Source organism: Paenibacillus sp. FSL L8-0494 (assembly GCF_038003695.1).
Classification (GTDB): Bacteria; Bacillota; Bacilli; order Paenibacillales; family Paenibacillaceae; genus Paenibacillus_AQ; species Paenibacillus_AQ odorifer.
Genome location: NZ_JBBOPQ010000001.1, coordinates 2,981,293 through 2,999,121 on the forward strand (window position 1 = coordinate 2,981,293; position 17,829 = coordinate 2,999,121).

At 41.3% G+C, this 17,829-nt stretch carries 18 protein-coding genes; 14 read left to right on the forward strand and 4 right to left on the reverse strand.

Annotated elements, in window-relative coordinates:
- Positions 1 to 5: 5 nt before the first annotated feature.
- The gene (locus tag NYE35_RS13370) at positions 6 to 1,634 is read right to left on the reverse strand and encodes a response regulator transcription factor (RefSeq protein WP_341121209.1); all 1,629 of its coding nucleotides are present in this window, start codon (positions 1,632 to 1,634) and stop codon (positions 6 to 8) included.
- A gap of 262 nt (positions 1,635 to 1,896) precedes the next feature.
- On the opposite strand from NYE35_RS13370, the gene NYE35_RS13375 reads away from it, so the two are divergent.
- From NYE35_RS13375 to NYE35_RS13425, 11 genes are all read left to right on the forward strand, one after another.
- On the forward strand, positions 1,897 to 3,288 hold the full coding sequence (locus NYE35_RS13375; protein ID WP_076104299.1) for an ABC transporter substrate-binding protein: 1,392 nt from the start codon (positions 1,897 to 1,899) through the stop codon (positions 3,286 to 3,288).
- A gap of 81 nt (positions 3,289 to 3,369) precedes the next feature.
- On the forward strand, positions 3,370 to 4,266 hold the full coding sequence (locus NYE35_RS13380; protein ID WP_445321954.1) for a carbohydrate ABC transporter permease: 897 nt from the start codon (positions 3,370 to 3,372) through the stop codon (positions 4,264 to 4,266).
- A 12-nt stretch (positions 4,267 to 4,278) separates the two neighbouring features.
- Positions 4,279 to 5,166 carry a carbohydrate ABC transporter permease gene (locus NYE35_RS13385; RefSeq protein WP_076273856.1) on the forward strand — a complete coding sequence of 296 codons (888 nt, stop codon included), beginning with the start codon at positions 4,279 to 4,281 and terminating at the stop codon, positions 5,164 to 5,166.
- A gap of 58 nt (positions 5,167 to 5,224) precedes the next feature.
- Positions 5,225 to 6,142 (forward strand): dihydrodipicolinate synthase family protein, encoded by a 918-nt coding sequence (locus tag NYE35_RS13390; RefSeq protein ID WP_341121211.1) that lies wholly within the window; start codon positions 5,225 to 5,227, stop codon positions 6,140 to 6,142.
- An 8-nt stretch (positions 6,143 to 6,150) separates the two neighbouring features.
- Positions 6,151 to 6,837, forward strand: a complete 687-nt coding sequence (locus tag NYE35_RS13395) for an N-acetylmannosamine-6-phosphate 2-epimerase (RefSeq protein ID WP_341121213.1) — start codon at positions 6,151 to 6,153, stop codon at positions 6,835 to 6,837.
- A 16-nt stretch (positions 6,838 to 6,853) separates the two neighbouring features.
- Positions 6,854 to 7,837, forward strand: a complete 984-nt coding sequence (locus tag NYE35_RS13400; protein WP_341121214.1) for an ROK family protein — start codon at positions 6,854 to 6,856, stop codon at positions 7,835 to 7,837.
- Between the two features lie 697 nt (positions 7,838 to 8,534).
- Positions 8,535 to 8,822: a hypothetical protein gene (locus NYE35_RS13405; protein ID WP_326046592.1), complete on the forward strand. Its 288-nt coding sequence runs from the start codon at positions 8,535 to 8,537 to the stop codon at positions 8,820 to 8,822.
- Entirely contained in the window at positions 8,767 to 9,225 is a 459-nt protein-coding gene (locus NYE35_RS13410) for an outer membrane protein assembly factor BamB family protein (protein WP_341121215.1), read from the forward strand. The genes NYE35_RS13405 and NYE35_RS13410 overlap by 56 nt, the downstream gene beginning before the upstream one ends.
- Positions 9,226 to 9,236: 11 nt before the next feature.
- Positions 9,237 to 9,764 (forward strand): hypothetical protein, encoded by a 528-nt coding sequence (locus NYE35_RS13415; protein WP_341121216.1) that lies wholly within the window; start codon positions 9,237 to 9,239, stop codon positions 9,762 to 9,764.
- A gap of 333 nt (positions 9,765 to 10,097) precedes the next feature.
- Positions 10,098 to 10,826 carry a DUF4163 domain-containing protein gene (locus NYE35_RS13420; protein WP_341121218.1) on the forward strand — a complete coding sequence of 243 codons (729 nt, stop codon included), beginning with the start codon at positions 10,098 to 10,100 and terminating at the stop codon, positions 10,824 to 10,826.
- 103 nt (positions 10,827 to 10,929) lie between these two features.
- On the forward strand, positions 10,930 to 12,336 hold the full coding sequence (locus NYE35_RS13425) for a GNAT family N-acetyltransferase (protein WP_081383574.1): 1,407 nt from the start codon (positions 10,930 to 10,932) through the stop codon (positions 12,334 to 12,336).
- 55 nt (positions 12,337 to 12,391) lie between these two features.
- On the opposite strand, the gene thyX is transcribed toward NYE35_RS13425, so the two are convergent.
- Both thyX and NYE35_RS13435 read right to left on the reverse strand, forming a co-directional pair.
- Positions 12,392 to 13,108, reverse strand: a complete 717-nt coding sequence (gene thyX / locus NYE35_RS13430) for an FAD-dependent thymidylate synthase (RefSeq protein WP_326046584.1) — start codon at positions 13,106 to 13,108, stop codon at positions 12,392 to 12,394.
- Entirely contained in the window at positions 13,105 to 13,641 is a 537-nt protein-coding gene (locus NYE35_RS13435) for a GNAT family N-acetyltransferase (protein ID WP_326046582.1), read from the reverse strand. Before NYE35_RS13435 ends, thyX begins: the two co-directional genes overlap by 4 nt.
- A 167-nt stretch (positions 13,642 to 13,808) precedes the next feature.
- Between NYE35_RS13435 and NYE35_RS13440 the strand changes: the two genes are divergently transcribed.
- Complete coding sequence (locus NYE35_RS13440) at positions 13,809 to 15,050, forward strand: stalk domain-containing protein (protein ID WP_036686374.1); 1,242 nt, start codon at positions 13,809 to 13,811, stop codon at positions 15,048 to 15,050.
- Positions 15,051 to 15,169: 119 nt separating this feature from the next.
- On the forward strand, positions 15,170 to 15,358 hold the full coding sequence (locus NYE35_RS13445) for a hypothetical protein (protein ID WP_036686376.1): 189 nt from the start codon (positions 15,170 to 15,172) through the stop codon (positions 15,356 to 15,358).
- Between the two features lie 143 nt (positions 15,359 to 15,501).
- Here NYE35_RS13445 and NYE35_RS13450 read toward each other — a convergent pair whose 3' ends face one another.
- Positions 15,502 to 16,791 (reverse strand): adenylosuccinate synthase, encoded by a 1,290-nt coding sequence (locus NYE35_RS13450; RefSeq protein ID WP_076104291.1) that lies wholly within the window; start codon positions 16,789 to 16,791, stop codon positions 15,502 to 15,504.
- A gap of 115 nt (positions 16,792 to 16,906) precedes the next feature.
- Between NYE35_RS13450 and NYE35_RS13455 the strand changes: the two genes are divergently transcribed.
- The gene (locus tag NYE35_RS13455) at positions 16,907 to 17,785 is read left to right on the forward strand and encodes a LysR family transcriptional regulator (RefSeq protein ID WP_036686616.1); all 879 of its coding nucleotides are present in this window, start codon (positions 16,907 to 16,909) and stop codon (positions 17,783 to 17,785) included.
- Positions 17,786 to 17,829 lie beyond the last annotated feature (44 nt).

Here is a 17,829-nt window from a genome sequence, read left to right on the forward strand (position 1 = left end):
TTTGCTTACCACCCCGATTGTTTTCTATAGTCTGAAGGGGTCATGTTGGTAAAAATCCGGAACGTTTTAACGAAATGCTTATAGCTTTTGTAACCACACATTGTGCAGACATCGGTCACCAGAATCTCCGGTTTTTTTAAGCATTCCTGCGCGTATTCCATACGGATTTCGGTTACAAATCGCATATAGTTCTTATCGAGTTTTCTTTTGAACAGACGACTTAAATAAGAAGGGTTATAGAAGAATCGATCCGCTACCATTTGTAGAGTAATATCTTGATCAATATTAGCTCTAATGAAGGATTTAATATGTTCAAAGATAATTACATCCTGCTGATGGTTATCCGTCAGACCTTCGGTATAAATGTTTCCCAAATGAACCATCCAATTCCCCAGCCACTCGAACATGACCTCAAGGGAGTGGAAATCCTCTACAAAAGTAAGGTTTAAGAGTTTATCGCTGTACACACCATCCATATGAATCTGATTTTTATTAGCGAAGCGGATAATGACACTTATAATTTCTTGTAAATACGCAAGCCATAGATCAGTAGAAGAGCCATCTGTTTTATGCAAAATATCTTGTGCCAATCGTTGCGTTAATTGCAATATCTCTTGTTTATTGGCGTTTTCGATGCAGGAGATTATTCGTTTCTTATCGTTGTCATCTAGTTGAATAAGTGTTGGTTTAGTAGCTGTGGCGCCAGCCTTTATGGATGAGATATGGAATATATTGCGCTCTTTCTGATAGAAGCGCTGATATAACAGCTTTTCAGACTCGTGAAGTAATGAAGTGATTTGAGATAGTTCGTTCGTTACTGTGCCTATAGCAAGATAAAGGGCAAAATGATGTTCTAGTGTAAGCTTGTTCAAATGCTGATCGAGTTCAGTAAGTACTTGTGTCTCAAAAGGGATAGTGCTCGTTGCAGTCTGTGATCCCATGACTATTAGCCCGTATAGTTTGGATTTAGCAGAATATGTAAAAGTAGATCGTGGCAGATCTGCCGGGAGATAGGCCTCCGTAGCAAGATGTATAAACTTAGTAGCCTGTTCTCTCATCCACAAGGTGGATGGTGAAGGTGTTTCTCTGATAGGGAAACCTGCCAAAACAAAAGGGAGATACAAATAATGTTTACTTTTGAAACTACATAATTCAGCGATTAAATTAGTGTCCATTGCAGGTTGTTCTTCTTCCAGTAGTAGCTTTATAAGTTGTGAGCCTTCCAGAGTAGAACGTTTTCTTTGTTCTTGTCGTTTAAGTTGCAGCTTGTTCATGCATTCTTGAATCACGGTTAGACTTTCTTCATATTCCAAAGGTTTGAGCAAAAAAGCATGTACACTCCCAAGTTTGATGGCTCGTTGAGCGTATTCGAAATCATTAAATCCCGTCAAAATGATAAACAAAGTATCAGGAAGGAATTGGCGAAGCTCTTCGATCATCTGAAGACCATCCATTTCGGGCATGCGAATATCAGTGATCACTAAATCTGGCTGCTCACGCAGTGCGGTAACGAAGCCTTCTTTTCCATTCTCCGCTTCAACAATACTCTGAACACCAAGCTCCTGCCACGAAAAGTAATGTTTTAATCCCGTCCGTATTAACGGTTCATCCTCTACAATCATAAGCTTGTACATGAAATCCCTCCGGAAGACTAGATTTATAGTGGATTATTCAACATCGATACCATCGAATGTAAGTTATAAGCTAAAAATTAAAATAATTATAGGTGAAATATGTAATGTATTATAACATTGAAGAGGGACTGAAAGAAGGTATAGGTCAGAATACGACCCTAAATGTAAAAGGAGTGGGATTCTCCTAAATTTATAATTGATTTATGATTAGCGCAAGGAATGATAAAGCATTTTATTCCACAAAAATAATAGGGGGTAGCACATGAGAGCAATGAAAAAAGGGCTAATGAGCATTGTTGGTGTCGCACTTTTAGGTACACAGTTAGTTGCATGCGGAAATACGAATACAGCGAATTCCGCCAATGAACCAAGTAAAAATACTGATAAGAGTGAGCCCGCGGCCACTGAGACTGCTGCTAAACCAGTAGAAATAACATGGTGGAATTTTCCGAGCTTTCAAGCTTTAGATGGTGAAGTTGGCAAATATGAGAAGGAAATCATTGCAGCTTTTAATGAGAAGAATCCGGAAATTAAAGTCAACCTTGAGATGATCACCTTTGAAGGCGGCCCTGAAAAACTGAATGTGGCGATTGCTTCGAATACCGCACCTGATGTAATTTATGATGCTCCTGGACGGATTATTGACTGGGGTAAAAAGGACTTATTAGCACCTCTTAATGATATGGTGACCGATGAAGTGAAAAATGATATTTCGGAAGCCTTTTGGAAGCAGTCTAGTGTTGGCGATGAGATCTTTATGTACCCGATCAATACAGCTCCTTTTATGATGGCGGTAAACAAGACCGTTTTTGAGAAGATTGGCGCGTTAGATTTGCTTCCTCTGGATAAGGAAGATCGAACTTGGACGTTTGAAGAATATAAGAAAGCGCTGGAAGCTGTTAAAGAAAAAGCACCTGATGTTATCCCTACCGGATTCTTCGCGAAGAGCCAAGCTGGAGATCAAGGAACTCGCGCATATCTTGCTAACTTAGGTGTATCCAGATTTCTAAATGAAGATAATTCCGCAGTCGCGATCAATACTGATAATGCTGCGAAAGCGTTGGATTGGATCGTTCAAGCTACAAAAGATAAACTTAGCGTTTCTGGTGCGGCTTCCCTTGCGGCTGCTGACGTGAATGACTTATTTTTGCAAGGAAAATTAGCCTTTACACTTAACTATTCTGCAGTACTTAAAGCTCAGAACGTATCTAAAAAAATGGTTGAATTCGAAGATGTTCTGCTTCCTTTCCCTACTTTAGATGGATCGGAACCTAAGCTTGAACCTTACCTCGGCGGTATGGCTGTATTCAATAATGGTGATGATGCCAAGATTGCAGCTTCTAAGAAGCTGATTGATTTTATCGCTAATGACCCTGTATGGGGTAAGAAAAACTTGATTCAAACAGGTGGTCTGTCTGTTCGTAATTCGATTACAGGCCTCTATGATGATGCAGAGTACAAATACGCTGAGTATGCTCGTAAATTCACAACAGATGCACCTACCATTGCCGATGGATATGCTGATATTCGTACTTTCTGGTTCCCTGAATTACAACGTGCTTTAACTGGAGGCGCAACCGGTAAAGAAGCTTTGGACAGCTTTGCTGCAAAAGCAAACGAAGCGATTACAAAAGCAAAGGCTGCAATGAAATAAAAAAAGTGAATGGTGTCCAAAAGAATAGAGTGCGGGAAGCACTCTTTTCTTTTTAAATCATCGAAGAAATGGGGAAGGACTGTGGGGACAACGGTTCGCAAAATAAAAGGTTATGTGATTCGCGACTGGATGATGAGTTATCTCTTTTTAGTGCCGGCATTTGGGTTTTTCCTGCTTTTTGTAGCTTATCCGATGGTGAAAGGGGTCTATATTAGTTTCTTCGATTATTCGTTGAGAGATTTCAGCTTTATTGGCCTCGATAATTATATCTCCTTAATAAAAGATGATAATTTCAGGAAGTCGATGGGAAATACATTATTGCTTGTACTCATAACCGTACCTATCGTTATTATTTTCTCGTTATTTATCTCTATGAATATTTATAAGAAAAAAGAGTTTGCCAGATCGTTTTTCCGCGGAGTGTTCTATTTGCCGGCTGTATCCTCGGTCGTAAGTATCACAGTCGTTTGGGGCTGGATCTATCATCCGAACTATGGGATTCTAAATTATTTAACCAGCTTTTTGGGAATGGAGCCTATATCCTGGTTAGGAGATACGAGGACTGCACTGCTTGCAATTATCGTGGTTCTGATAACGACCTCTGTAGGGCAGCCGATCATTTTATATGTGGCATCTATTGGGAACATTCCTACTTCTTACATAGAAGCAGCTGAGATTGATCGAGCGACGCCTTGGCAGATTTTCCGAAAAATATTATGGCCAATGCTAATGCCAACGAACTTATATATTATCGTGATTACCACGATCAACACCTTTCAATGTTTTGCGCTAATTCAGCTGCTCACCTCGGGTGGACCTGTGTATAGCACATCGACTGTAATGTATGGCGTTTACGAACAAGCCTTTATGCTCGGTCATTTTGGATATGCCTCGGCGATGGGTGTCATCCTTGCGATTGTGATCGGGATCATTTCTATCATTCAATTCAAATACTTTGGCAGTGATATTGAGTATTAAGGAGGGGACATCATGAATTCTACGAATCCGTTAGAACTGAGAGCACCTATTGGCCAATCTAAGAAAGTAAACAGATGGAAAAAAGAATTGACGATTCCAAAAATATTAGCCACCATCCTGTTGATTCTGGCAACGTTGTTTTTTATCTTCCCTTTTTATTGGGTGGTTTCAGGGGCATTTAAGCTTCAGACTGTAGCAACAACGATCCCCCCGGAATGGTTTCCGGCTAAGCCGACTCTGCAGAACTGGACCGAGTTATTTAAGAATCCCGTTGAGCGCTGGATGTTTAACAGTTTCATCATTGCTTTTTGTGAAATGGCAGCGATTTGTATCGTTTCTTCCTGTGCTGGATATGTGCTTGCCAAAAAGTCTTTTCCTGGCCGAGGGATTATTTTTACGATGTTTGTTGCCGCAATGGCATTGCCTAAGCAAGTTATTCTTGTCCCGCTGTTTACGATGCTTGCAGATTTTGGTTGGGTCAATACGTATAAAGGGCTTATTTTACCGGCGATTGGCTGGCCATTTGGAGTCTTCCTAATGAAGCAGTTCGCGCAGACCATTCCAGGAGAATTGATTGAAGCAGCCAAAATAGATGGCAGCTCTGAGATTCGTTTGTTCGGCACCATCATTTTACCTTTGTTAAAACCTGCAATAGGGGCACTGGCAATCTTTACTTTCATCACTTCTTGGAATGATTATTTCAGTCAGCTGATCATGACCAGATCGACTTCAATGATGACATTGCCACTTGGGGTAGCGACTCTTCGGGGTGAATTCACAACAAACTATGGACTGCTTATGGCGGGTGCTGCGTTAGCCTCTATTCCTATGATTGCAATTTTTCTAATGTTCCAAAAAGCCTTTACCCAAGGGATTACTATGGGGGCTGTAAAAGGCTAATTATTCTTATAACAACGAAAATTAATAGCAATGAATTAAACGACGGAGGCTATAATTTATGAAATCATATGATCTTCAATCCTTTAAAGGCATTATTATTGCTATGTACTCCAGTTATGATGCTGAGGGGGAAATCGATAAAGAAGCAGCCCGGAAATTAGCTCGTCATTATGCTTCTACAGGAGTTAAAGGTCTTTATGTTGGCGGAAGCTCTGGCGAAGGTATGCTGCAATCTGTAGAAGAACGCAAACAAATGCTCGAGGCAGTTATAGCAGAGGTTGGAAAAGAGCTTACAATCATTGCTCACGTGGGTGCTCCATCTACAAGAGACAGTGTTGAACTAGCTATCCATGCTGAGAAAGTTGGCGCACATGCCGTATCGGCTGTTCCTGCGATCTATTATCGTCTGTCTCCGGACAGTGTTGAAAGTCATTGGCAGGCGATTATTGATAGTACGGCGCTTCCATTTATTATCTATCACATCCCGCAAACTACAGGCTTTCAATTATCGAAAAGCTTGCTGATTAAGATGGCAGCTCAGGATAAAGTAATCGGGGTGAAAATTTCGGCGGAGAGCACGTTTGAGCTTCAGCAATTTAAAGCCGCGGGCGGGAAGGATTTTCTAGTCTTAAATGGACCAGATGAGCAGTATTTGGCGGGCCGCAGTATTGGGGCAGATGGCGGGATTGGTGGAACTTATGGGGTGATGCCCGAGTTATTCCAAAAAGTGGAACAATGTTATGTGCAAGGAGAGATGGCTGAGGCGCAGAAATGGCAGTTCATCATCAATGAGCTCATTGTTGAATTGCTATCCTTTCCTTCATTATATGGTGCGTGTAAAGCGATCCTTAGTGTGCGCGGATTTGAAACAGGTCAGCCAAGAATGCCACTTTTACCGATTAAGGATTCCGATCAGGAGCGGGTAGAAGCTCTGAACAATAGAATATTAGACTATATTCTTGAAGTGAAGGGATAGGGTTAATAATGACTCGAATAAGTGATATCTTTCCGGTGAAAGGTCTGATTGTTTCCTGTCAGGCACTTGAGCATGAGCCGCTTCATGGTGGGGATACAATGGCTAAAATGGCAAGAGCAGCGGTTCAATCAGGAGCTATAGGAATCCGGACAAATGGTGTTCCAGATATTGTAGCTATCAAAAAAGAAGTAAATGTACCGGTCATTGGACTTATTAAACGGGAGATTCCCGGATCAGCCATATTTATAACACCAACCTTAGATGAAGTGATGGCCATTGTTTCTGCAAAAGCAGAGATTGTTGCGCTTGATGTAACGAATCGGGAAGAACGCTTAGAGTCAGTAAAGCCATTAATAGAATATGCACATCTGAGAGGTGTGCTTGTTATGGCGGATATTTCAACATTTGAGGAAGGGCTTGCCGCTGAGAAATTAGGTGTGGATTTCATCGGTACCACGCTTTCAGGCTACACCCCATACAGTACACAGCAGGAAGGACCGGACCTTGTCTTAATTCAACAATTAAGCGGATCTGTGAACATTCCTGTTGTTGCGGAAGGACGTATATGGACACCCGAAGACGCAGCAAAAGCTAAGAATGCAGGGGCATCATATGTTGTTGTAGGAAGTGCAATTACTAGGCCACAATTGATCACTTCGAGATATGTTAAGGCCGTGAGCAATGTCGATGACTGACGGAGGTGAGTCCGCGATGGAAGGATATGATCCTCATATAGAATATGCGATCGGAGTAGATATTGGCGGCACGAAAATTAATGCCGGACTCGTCTCTTCACAAGGGGAAGTTTTACATACTGTAAGCCTAAGCACATTGGCTGGACAGACGAATACAATGGATCGCATTATACTAGCTATTCGGACATTAATGGATGAAATAACAGCACAACAAGCGGGAATTCAGCTTCAAGGAATTGGCGTAGGATCGGCAGGGCAAATGGATTGGGAGGCGGGGCGTGTCCGCTCCGCTTCGGAGCTTATCCCTGGCTATGCTGGCACAGCTTTGAAGGATTTGCTTCAGACACAGTTTCAACTTCCGGTAATCGTTGATAATGACGTGAATGTATTAGCATTAACAGAGAAATATTTAGGCTCAGGCAAAGGGGTAAAAGACTTTATCTGTCTTGCCCTTGGTACGGGCGTGGGTGGAGCGATAGTCGTAGACGGCCATCTTGTTCATGGTTCTTGGGGTGGGGCTGGAGAGTTAGGCCATATGTCCGTAGATTTCAAAGGACCAGCATGCGTTTGTGGTGGAACAGGCTGTTTGGAGCAGTATGCTTCAGGCACAAGCATCGCACGTCGCATGCGCGACAAGCTTTTATTACATAACCAGTCTCCAGAGAACGTAGACTCACGGGAAGTGTTAGCGAGATGGAGGGCGGGTGACTCTCTGGCTACAGAGTTAATGGAAGACACGATTGCTGCGCTCGGATCCGCGCTCGCTTCATTAATCCATATTTTTAACCCTAAAGTCATCGTCATTGGCGGTGGAGTGGCTGAAGCAGGCGAACTTTTATTTGAAGGCATTAGAAGAGAAGTAAGGAGCAGAGTAATGCCATCGATCCTGGAAAATGTTCGTATTGAAGCGGCCTATCATGGTAATTTATGTGGAATGATCGGAGCGGGGCTGCAGGTGTGGGAGTATAGCCCCAATAAAGTAAAGAGAGCAGAGCTATAAGGATCTATGCACAATCTATCTGTATAGAAAGTCATGGGGAGCAATATGTAGAAGCATTTAATTGTAATTCGTACAACTATATTTCTCGAATCCCTCAAGCCGATGGATATAAGTGTATTTTGTACAGCTATTTTCTTGATTTACAGCCTTAGTGGTGGCTTCTAGTGTTTTTAGTTGTATAAAATGCAACTAAAGTCAAAATGATTGCATTTGCCTACGAAATAACTGTATAGAATACATTTATTCCATTCCTCAGATTCCCCTGAGATCCGGTGTAATTGAGCCATTGAAGATTGATTAGTGTTTTGGGATTGATTAATTTTTTAAATAATTAAGTTAGAACCCCATGTGAATAATACTCCATGTGGTTTCTTTTATTAGTTATAGCCCACCCCAGTACCCAATGCCGAATGAACCCTTCGTTCAACCATCAACACAACTAACCTATGTTATAGAGAGCAGTTTTTCGCTTTTTACGTTGAATTTATGATGGTGATTCATTAATGTGAGTATATCACACGATATCGCTATGACGAATTCAATGTGTCCAAAGACTCGGGGAAATTCGACCTTAACTGGTCCGGCTCGGATAAACTTGTTTGACCAAACCAGCCTAGCTAAGATTTTAATTAGGCTTAAGAAATACAAGATATCCAATTTGTATCCCTTAACTTATATAACAAAGGATGGGCAAACTATGGTCGATTATAATAACAACGAAGGAATAGGCGGTTTTCAACAAGGTAGCTGTCGTCCATTAGCCATTCATCCCATTGATGCGAATTGGACCAGACAATCCCGATTCAGAGCTCCAACATCGCTTTCAGTTTTGAAGCGAGTTGTTGACTCGGGGCGGCCGGATTTTTCATATGGATTAAGCTCGTTTACAGTGGATGAACAAGGGAGAGCCATTTTAGCTGTGGGGCAGGGTGATTTCGAGCTTAATCATCAATACGGCAAACCATATTTACCTGTGTACATATGAAGATGAGTCACAAATTATTGGGAGACTCTATGCTTTTGACGCGGATGGAACCATAAGATGGGTTTACAAGTGCTCGTCCATATTTTGGTGCGATCCGGTTATTTCCCGTGAAGGAATCATATATGTTGGTCAAAATGTGAATTCCAAACTTTATGATTTTAGTCCTGATGGAGAGTTGTTGTGGGAGAAACGGATGGGTCAAGGAGAAGGGCACCGTCCCCCTGTCATAGATCAGGATGGGGTTATGTATTGGTGTCTTTCTAGCCAGTTATATGCCATTGCTCCGGATGGCGAAGTGAAATGGATATACCAACCGGAGGAAAGTTACGTTGATACCAGCCCTTCCCTGGGCGCAGACGGTAATTTATACGTAAATTTGACCGGCGGGGAATTCATTTGTTAGGTGGTTGAATAATGGGAACTTCATTTGCTAATCTCCACGTGTTTACCAACGATAAGGAAGCCGTGCTGAAGAGCTTGAAACGGCTAAGACCTAAAGGAAGCTACTACATCGGGCAGTCCCAAGGCTGGACAACAGTACTGGGGGAGAAATTCAACTGGGAAACGATTGGTGAAAGCGCCAGATCTTTGTCTAACTTGATCTCTTCCCTTGTACTTGCTATAGGATACTTTGATGATGAAGTGTTGGAAATATTCATTTATCAGAATGGGGTAATGCTGGACAGATATGCTGGAGGTGGTGTTCTAGAAGAATATGAAATGGAGCCGGAGACTTTTGACTACGCTGCAGTCGTCGAACGTCTGGGGTTGACCGTTTCGCCCGATTCTTTGGGTGTCATGTTCCAGAATGATGATGTCCGGGAGATTGTAGAACAACTGGAGACTGTTGTGCCTGCTCCGCTTATTCTGAAATATGACTGGGTAGAGGACGATGAGTCGCTTTGTCGGGAATTTGTTCACGTTCGCAGATCAATTTTTTGAGATGCGGTGTTAAGTGTCCGCAGAGACCTTCAAACTATCAAATCCTAAGGGGATTTGCTCCGGCACAGTGAATTATATAGTCCTAATTAGAAAAGTGTTTTTTTTATAAAATGCTATAGATATGATAGGGAAAGCTAAATGAAAGGGAGTTTTTCTTTTATAGTTCGTGATGAAAATATAGATTTTGAGGAAATAAGTAAAAGGTTAGATCTATCACCAACTTCAATTATTAAAAAGGGGCAATACATTAGAGATGGTGGGAGAACAAAAGCGCTGTAGCTCAAATCATAATTCAATTTTGATGGAAGGAGCATTAATATTAAGAAAACCACCATGTTATCCATAATTCTTGCTGTAGTAATGTGTGCTGTAACAGCTTGTGAAAACAAGGAGCCGACACTTGAAAACCACATAAACGAAACTAAGCTAATCGAAAATCAACACAGCATTTCTTATGAATTATCTCCGGAGTTATATACTTACAATGAACAAATTAATATTAACTATCCGCAAATATCTATTTTTGGAAAACCGAATGAACAAGAGAAGTTAAATGAAATGATCAAGGAACGTGCTTATAGTTATTTGGATAATTACTCTCCGGAGGAAAAAGAGACCTTTAGTTTAGATATGGATTATTCTGTATCATTAGAAAATGAGGGCTTACTAAGTATTCAGTTTTCAGGATACAGTTATGTTGAAGGTGCTGCTCATCCTGTAGATATTTTTGATACTATAAATATTGATATGAAGAAATTTGAACCCCTACAATTAACTGATATCGTGACCATCGATGCGGAATTTTTGAAGGAGCTAAAGGAAAGTGAACTTCAATCCGATATTATTGAGCAAAAGAATATTCTTACTGAAAGATCAGATGAGGAATGGCTGACTTCACTTCAGCACGCAGATACTAGTGAAGCGGATATAAGATGGTACTTGACGGAGAATACGCTGGGGATAAGTGTGCAGATTTCTCATGCTATCGGAGATCATGCTGAGTTTGAAATCAAGTATGACAAACTGAAGCCTAAGCTGAATACTTTTTTCTTCCAGAAATAATAGAGCCTATTAAATTCCCTTGATTTAATAGAATAATTTACCGATAATGTAAATGGGGAACCCAGAATCAAATCCGTCATGAAGCAGGAGGCACTATCGGACAATGATGACTTTAATGAACATGGTGCGGGGAACGGAGAACGATCTTCCTGCTAAAGAAATGATTAAGTATTGGAATCATGAGCCTGGAACTTTAAAGATGGTAAGGGCCAGTAGCAATTTTATTTATACCTTTCAGTGGAATGGTAAACGCTTTTATTTAAGGTTTACTCATGAAGAGGATAATTCTGCAGACAATATCCAGGCAGAGCTGGATTTTATGATGTATTTATTAGAGCAAGGTTATGAGACCGTCGCTCCTGTGCGTTCTAAGTCTGGCAATTGGATTGAAACGTTGTTAACGAATCACGGGCGATACCACGGGGTAGTTTTTGAACAGGCCCAGGGTGAATATGTTTCACTTGATGAGATGAAGGAACCTCATTTTTATCAATGGGGCCAATCGCTTGCACGTCTGCATAATTTTTCGGAAACCTATGCACCGAGCACGCCTTATCGCAAAAGCTGGGTCGATTCATTGAATTTTATTTATTCCGTATTGAGCAGGCATCCTGAGGAGCATAAGGCGCTTAAGGAATATGAGCGGATTGAAGCTTGGTTATCAGAGCTCCCTTTTGGAGTGGGGCATACTGGGCTCGTACATTATGATTTTGAGATGGATAATATCTTTTATATGCAAGAAGAATCCCGCTACAGTGCCATCGATTTTGATGACTCTATGTATCACTGGTTTGCGATGGATATTACATCGGCGTTAAGAGACCTGACGGAATCGGATGATGATGAAAGTAGAAGAAACATTGATGTTTTTATTAGTGGATATAGATCGGTTAAGCAGCTAGATGATGAGTATATTAAGATGATACCTGAATTTCAAAGATTTGCAGACTTATACAGTTTTGCTAGATTACTTCGGTGTATGGAGAATTCGGATGATTCTATTTTCCCGGATTGGGCGCAACAGCTTAAACTGAAATTAGAAAGAATTTGTGACCGATTACGAACCGGCTTTCAAGCACATATAGTGCTGAAGGATATCACGGAAAAAAATTGGTACGCTTGTACTCAATTAGAAGTATCGGATGCGCAAAAGTCTATTTTCCCCGTACCGGTGGTCTATTGGTTAGCAGAAGCAGCTTATTGTGGTATGACCCCGCTCGCTTTATATGCTGATGAGGAATTGGTAGGTTTCTCTGTGTATAGCGTAGATCCTGAGGATGGAAGTTATTGGATTATGGCTTTTATGATTGACCAGAAGTACCAAAACAGAGGTTTAGGCAGAACGGGTATGGATACCTTAATTCGTTATATTAAAGCAGAACATCATTGCGACAAAATCGTTATTGGCCATCGGATCGAGAACGAACGTGCTTCGAATTTATATACATCACTCGGGTTCGTTGAAGTCAGTAGAGACGAGGTTGAAGTTATACGAGGGTTGGTAGTGTAGAAAGGGAGAAGCCGCCAAAGGTTTGGCGGCTCTTTTTTTATATAAGGAAATAAAATTAATCTACAGAGCCGGTAGTCAGTAGCTGATCAAAAGAGACAGGGAATAGTGACTCAATTAGCGATAAAATTGCTTTTGCATACTCCTGAATTTCTTTCTGAGCGTCATGCTCCAGTCTTTGATTTAAAAAATGAGCTACAGATTGAACTGAAGCTGTCCAGTACCAACGAACGAATAATCCATAAGCAGGTAGAAACAGTCTTGCTTGTTCAGCACATATGCCATCTGCTAAAGCTGCTTCATACTTAGATAATCCTAACTCGGTGTATTCTTGAAGCTCGCGGGTGTATTTTTCACCAAGCTCCCATGCAATGATGTCGCCACTGCCTTGTTTGGAATTCTCTGGTTTGGATCTCCATTCTCCCGCAGCAGGTTGATAAAAGACGGGTTCTTCTGTAATGTATCTTCTGCTGGATTCGTTCCAGGCTTCCAAGCTATCCCCAGTACCTTCGTAATGAGCAGAACCGACTACGTATTTCCACCACTGTCTCGCAACCATTAATGGGGCATAAACCTCAAATTGAGTGATGGCATGGCGGAAAGGAGAGGTATGTCCTTCACGGGCAAGGAATTTTATTAGTTTAATATCCCGATCACTAAGCTCAAAAGATTGTTTAGCATAAGATACACGCGCAGCGTTAGCAACCGTTAAATCTGAGCCCATATGATCTACTAATCTTACATAACCTTCATTTAAAACTTTGATTGTTGTCAATTTAATGTAGCCTCCTTTTCCAAAGCAGAGTAAATGAACTCGTCACACCATTGTTGATTGCAAAATCTAGTCTCTCTGAGGATTCCATCCCTAATCATTCCTGCTCTAATCATAACTTTTTCAGATTGAAGATTCTCTGCATTGGCATATGCAACGACTCTATGGGCATTAAGAGAGCTAAAGGCGTAACCTATCAGTGTTTTGACGGCTTCTGTCGCATAGCCCATTTTCCAGTATTCCGGCAGTAGGACCCAGCCAATCTCCCACTCTCTGATCTCTTCCCAATTTAACTTTATACTTACGTTACCTATGGGTGTTCTATTTTGCTTAGTACATACTGCTAAATCATAATGCTCACGGGGATCGCTGGTAGTATGAGTCAGAATCGAAAGGAAGTTCTCTCTAATTTGTTTTGCATCTGGTGCGGTATTTTCATATTTGTGAGACAAAGGATTAAGTTCCAGTTCTTCATAAAAAGAAAAATCATCGCTTGTATAATCTCTTAATATCAATCTGTCGGCTATTATCTCCACGGGCTAACACCTCCTAATCCATGATTATAATGGAAGACTCTGTAATTATCACGGAGTAAATTCACTAGAAATACAAAAAAATATTTCTGTAAATTTTTCTCTAGTAAAATTGTGGAATTGTGATACAGTAATTAAGGTTTATATATTTAGAGGGGGATGTAAGGAAAATGAAAGCTATTAAATGGAGCATCACTGCAGCGTTAGCAGTATCTATGTTGGGTCCAATACATACAGTGAAGGCGGCAGATACGCGTAACGTCGATTACGATCAAGGTAGTATTTTACGGAGTGCCAGTTCAGTTTCTTCATCATACAATGAAGGCAATCAGCAGGTTGAAGATTTGATATTTCAGATGGATGCTACGGAAATCACTGTTGGGGATAATGTTCCGGTACAAATCTATGCTAAAGATGCCGATGGCATATCCGAACGCGTCCCGTTAGCTCAAGCAAATGTCGTAATTGAAAAACCTTATTTGCTGCAAAAGCAAGCCGATGGCACAATGAAAGCCTTAGCGGTAGGAGAAACGAACGTAACGGTCATTTCAGGATCAGATACCAAAACAATAAAAGTTTCGATCAGTGCGGACCATGATATTGATCAAGGTGCCTTTGTTAATGGAACAATGTATTTGCCGGTTCAATCGGTTTTTCAAACGTTGGGAGCAACAGTCCAAGTTAATACAGCAACTAAAACCTTTAGCATTCGTCTAGGTGATTTGCCAATACAGCTTCAACTCGGAAGCGATATTGCAATGGTGAATGGTGCGAAGGTCAAAATGAGTGGTAAAGTGCAAAAGATCGACGGATCTACAGTTTTTCCTGCCACGCTTTTAAAGACTGCACTGTCAGCAGAGTTAATTTGGGATGGAAATTATCAGACGATGGAGATCTACTTCGGCAAAGCAGAGTTGTTCGCCTATACGAAACAAACCGCGCAGATTTTTAAGAAGGAAGAACAAGGAAACCTCGTTAAGTTCATTGGAAAAACATATTGGCTCAATCAATTCGACTCCGATTATAAGTTCCAAAAAGTCACTATTGTAGATATTCTACCTGATTATGAAGGTGAATTCGCCATTTCATTTAAGGTTTTATCGACGGGGCAAATTCTTAACTCTTATAAAATGTCGGGAGATGAGTTGATCCGTACATTAGGAAATAAAGAATATTTCTTAACAACGGATCCATTTAAGACCTATAAGTGGTCGGATGCGATTTGGACTAAGATTAAAAAGAGCATAGTTGCTACTGGGATGACCAAGCAGCAAGTGGAGTTTAGTTGGGGTAAGCCAATAAGTAAATCTACACTATCAGGTAGTGGCATTCAAGTGGAGACCTGGCAGTATGGTAATTATAACTATGTTACCTTTACGAACGGTGTTGTCTCCATGATCTATACGAATTAATTCTTCCTTATTTCTGCGTTACTTTAGTCATAGAGCCTGTCTTTGCGACATATCATTTTGGAGAAGCACTTTCAGAATTAAAGTGTTGACTATTGTTGTTCGAAATGAGGGGTTTATTCATGGCAAAGTCAAAACGTGGACATGCACTTTGGAATTTACCATCAAGGGGCAGAGGGACTTGTCCAATCTGTCAGAACACCCGTATTAAGCTGCTTTATCCCAAGAAAAAAACGGATGGAGCAGTCGTTAAGGTCTGTAAACGCTGTGACAAGGCTCCGCAGACAAAAGTAGATGCCGTGTTGATTTAAAAAGAGTACACAAAAAAGAGGCTGTCTCAAAAGTGGATTTTTCTACGTATGAGGCAGCCCTTCTCATGAATAAAACAAAGAAGCGCTTCTCTAATAAGAGAGGCGCTTCTTTTAAATTCTACAGAGATTTAGTACGTATATGATTATTTCGTTATCCGATTAATGACCTGTTCGCGTCTAGGACCCACGGAAATCGTAGTAATACGCGTGCCAATAGAGGTTTCAATAAAATCAATGTAAAGCTTAGCTTGTTCTGGCAGATCTTCGAAGTCGGTGATCTGAGAGATATCGCTGTTCCAGCCAGATAAATGCGTGAATATCGGTTTTGCAGAGTTCAGTTTATTCGTAGCCGGGAACTTGTCGGTGATCTCTCCATTTTCAAGCTCATAAGCCACACAAACCGGAATCTCATCCAAATAACCAAGCACGTCAAGATTAGTCAACACGACTTCAGTGGCACCCTGCATTTGGCAACCGTAACGAGTAGCTACAGCATCAAACCAGCCCATACGTCTAGGACGGCCAGTCGTAGCCCCGAATTCCCCGGCATCGCCACCTCTTGTACGAAGTTCATCCGCTACGGGTCCTTCTAATTCCGTAACAAAAGGTCCAGCGCCGACACAACTGGAATAGGCCTTGGTTACAGCGATGACATTCGTGATAGCTGCTGCAGGAAGACCAGCACCGACAGGTGCAAACCCGGCAAGTGTTGAAGAGGAGGTGGAGTAAGGATAAATACCGTGATCAGGATCACGCAGAGCCCCAAGCTGACCTTCAAGTAAAATAGTCTCTCCCTTGGCATAAGCCTCTTGAAGTAAGTCTGTTGTATTGGCTACATAAGGCGCTAGCTGTGCAGCTTCTTCTTGCAGCTGAGCCATTAATTCCGAGATTTGGATAGGCGTTTTCTTATATAAATGCTCAAGTAATATATTTTTGGAAGCGAGTAATTGTTCAAGACGTTTCTCAAGTCGAGCAGGATCAAATAAATCCGCTACCTGTATGCCTAGCTTTGCATATTTATCTGCGTAAAATGGTGCGATTCCTCGTTTTGTTGAACCGAATCCTTGAGATCCCAGACGTTCCTCTTCTAGTTCATCAAACAAACGATGGATTGGAAGCACGATTTGCGCCCGTTCGGATACGAATAATCTAGGTTTTGGCACGCCTCTATCCGTTAAAGCTTTCAGTTCTTTTATTAATACTTCTGTATCAAGTGCTGTTCCTGGTCCGATAATGTTTGTAACGGAAGGATAAAATACCCCAGATGGCAGCATATGCAATGAAAATTTTCCATATTGGTTTATGATGGTATGCCCAGCATTACTACCACCTTGAAAACGAACGACAAAGGAAGATTGTGCAGCTAGCACATCCGTCATTTTTCCTTTTCCTTCGTCGCCCCAGTTTGCTCCTACAATTGCAATTACGGTCACGCGTTTTCGCCTCCCAAGCTTGTTTTTGGCTACAGGACTAAGTATAATGCTAGTTAAATCATTAGAAAAATTGATATAAGTTATATCTATTATAAGGTGGAGTAATGACGTGGGGATGGACATTAATTTGGAGTGGTATCGCTCTTTTTATTGGGTAGCGAATACAGGGAGCTTAACTGCTGCGGCAGAACGACTCAATATTACACAACCGGCAGTAAGTCACACGATTAAACAATTGGAAGAGAAAATGGGCGGCCCGTTATTTTTTCGCACTTCTCGCGGGGTTGATCTAACAACAGAAGGAAAAGTACTGCTTAGCTTTATTGAACAAGCCTTTCATCATGTAGACATGGGCGAAAGAGCGATCGCAGATATGAACAATCTGAACAGCGGCGAGATTCATATCGGAGCAAGTGACACCTTATGCAAATATTATCTGTTGCCTTTTTTGGAGCAATTTCACGAACAATTTCCCAATATCCGCATTCATATTACGAATCGTACGACACCAGAAACACTTACGCTTTTAAAAGAAGGAAAAATTGATTTTGGTATCGTCAGCTTGCCGACATCTGATAAACAGATTGATTTTCGCAAAAGTACTCAGCTTCAAGATTGCCTTGTAGGAGGCAAAGGTTTTCGTCATTTGGCGGACAAGACCATGCCGCTTGCAGACATTCAGCAGTATCCGTTGTTATGCTTAGAAGCGGGTGGGAGCACCAGAAAGTATATGGATCAGTTTTTAGCTTCTAATCATTTGACGATTACACCTGAATTTGAACTGGGCAGTGTGGATTTGCTTGTTCAGTTTGCGAAACGTGGTTTTGGCCTTGCTTTTGTTATTCGTGATTACGTAACCGAAGAATTGAAGAAAGGTGAGCTTGTCGAGATTCCTCTGGACCCACCTTTGCCAGAACGTAACATAGGAATTGCTACCCTGCGTGGAGTTCCTCTTACAGCTGCTTCAAAGTCTTTTCTAACATTATTAGAGTAGAATCAGGATAAAGAGCTATTTGAGCATACATAGTGAAGAGGAGG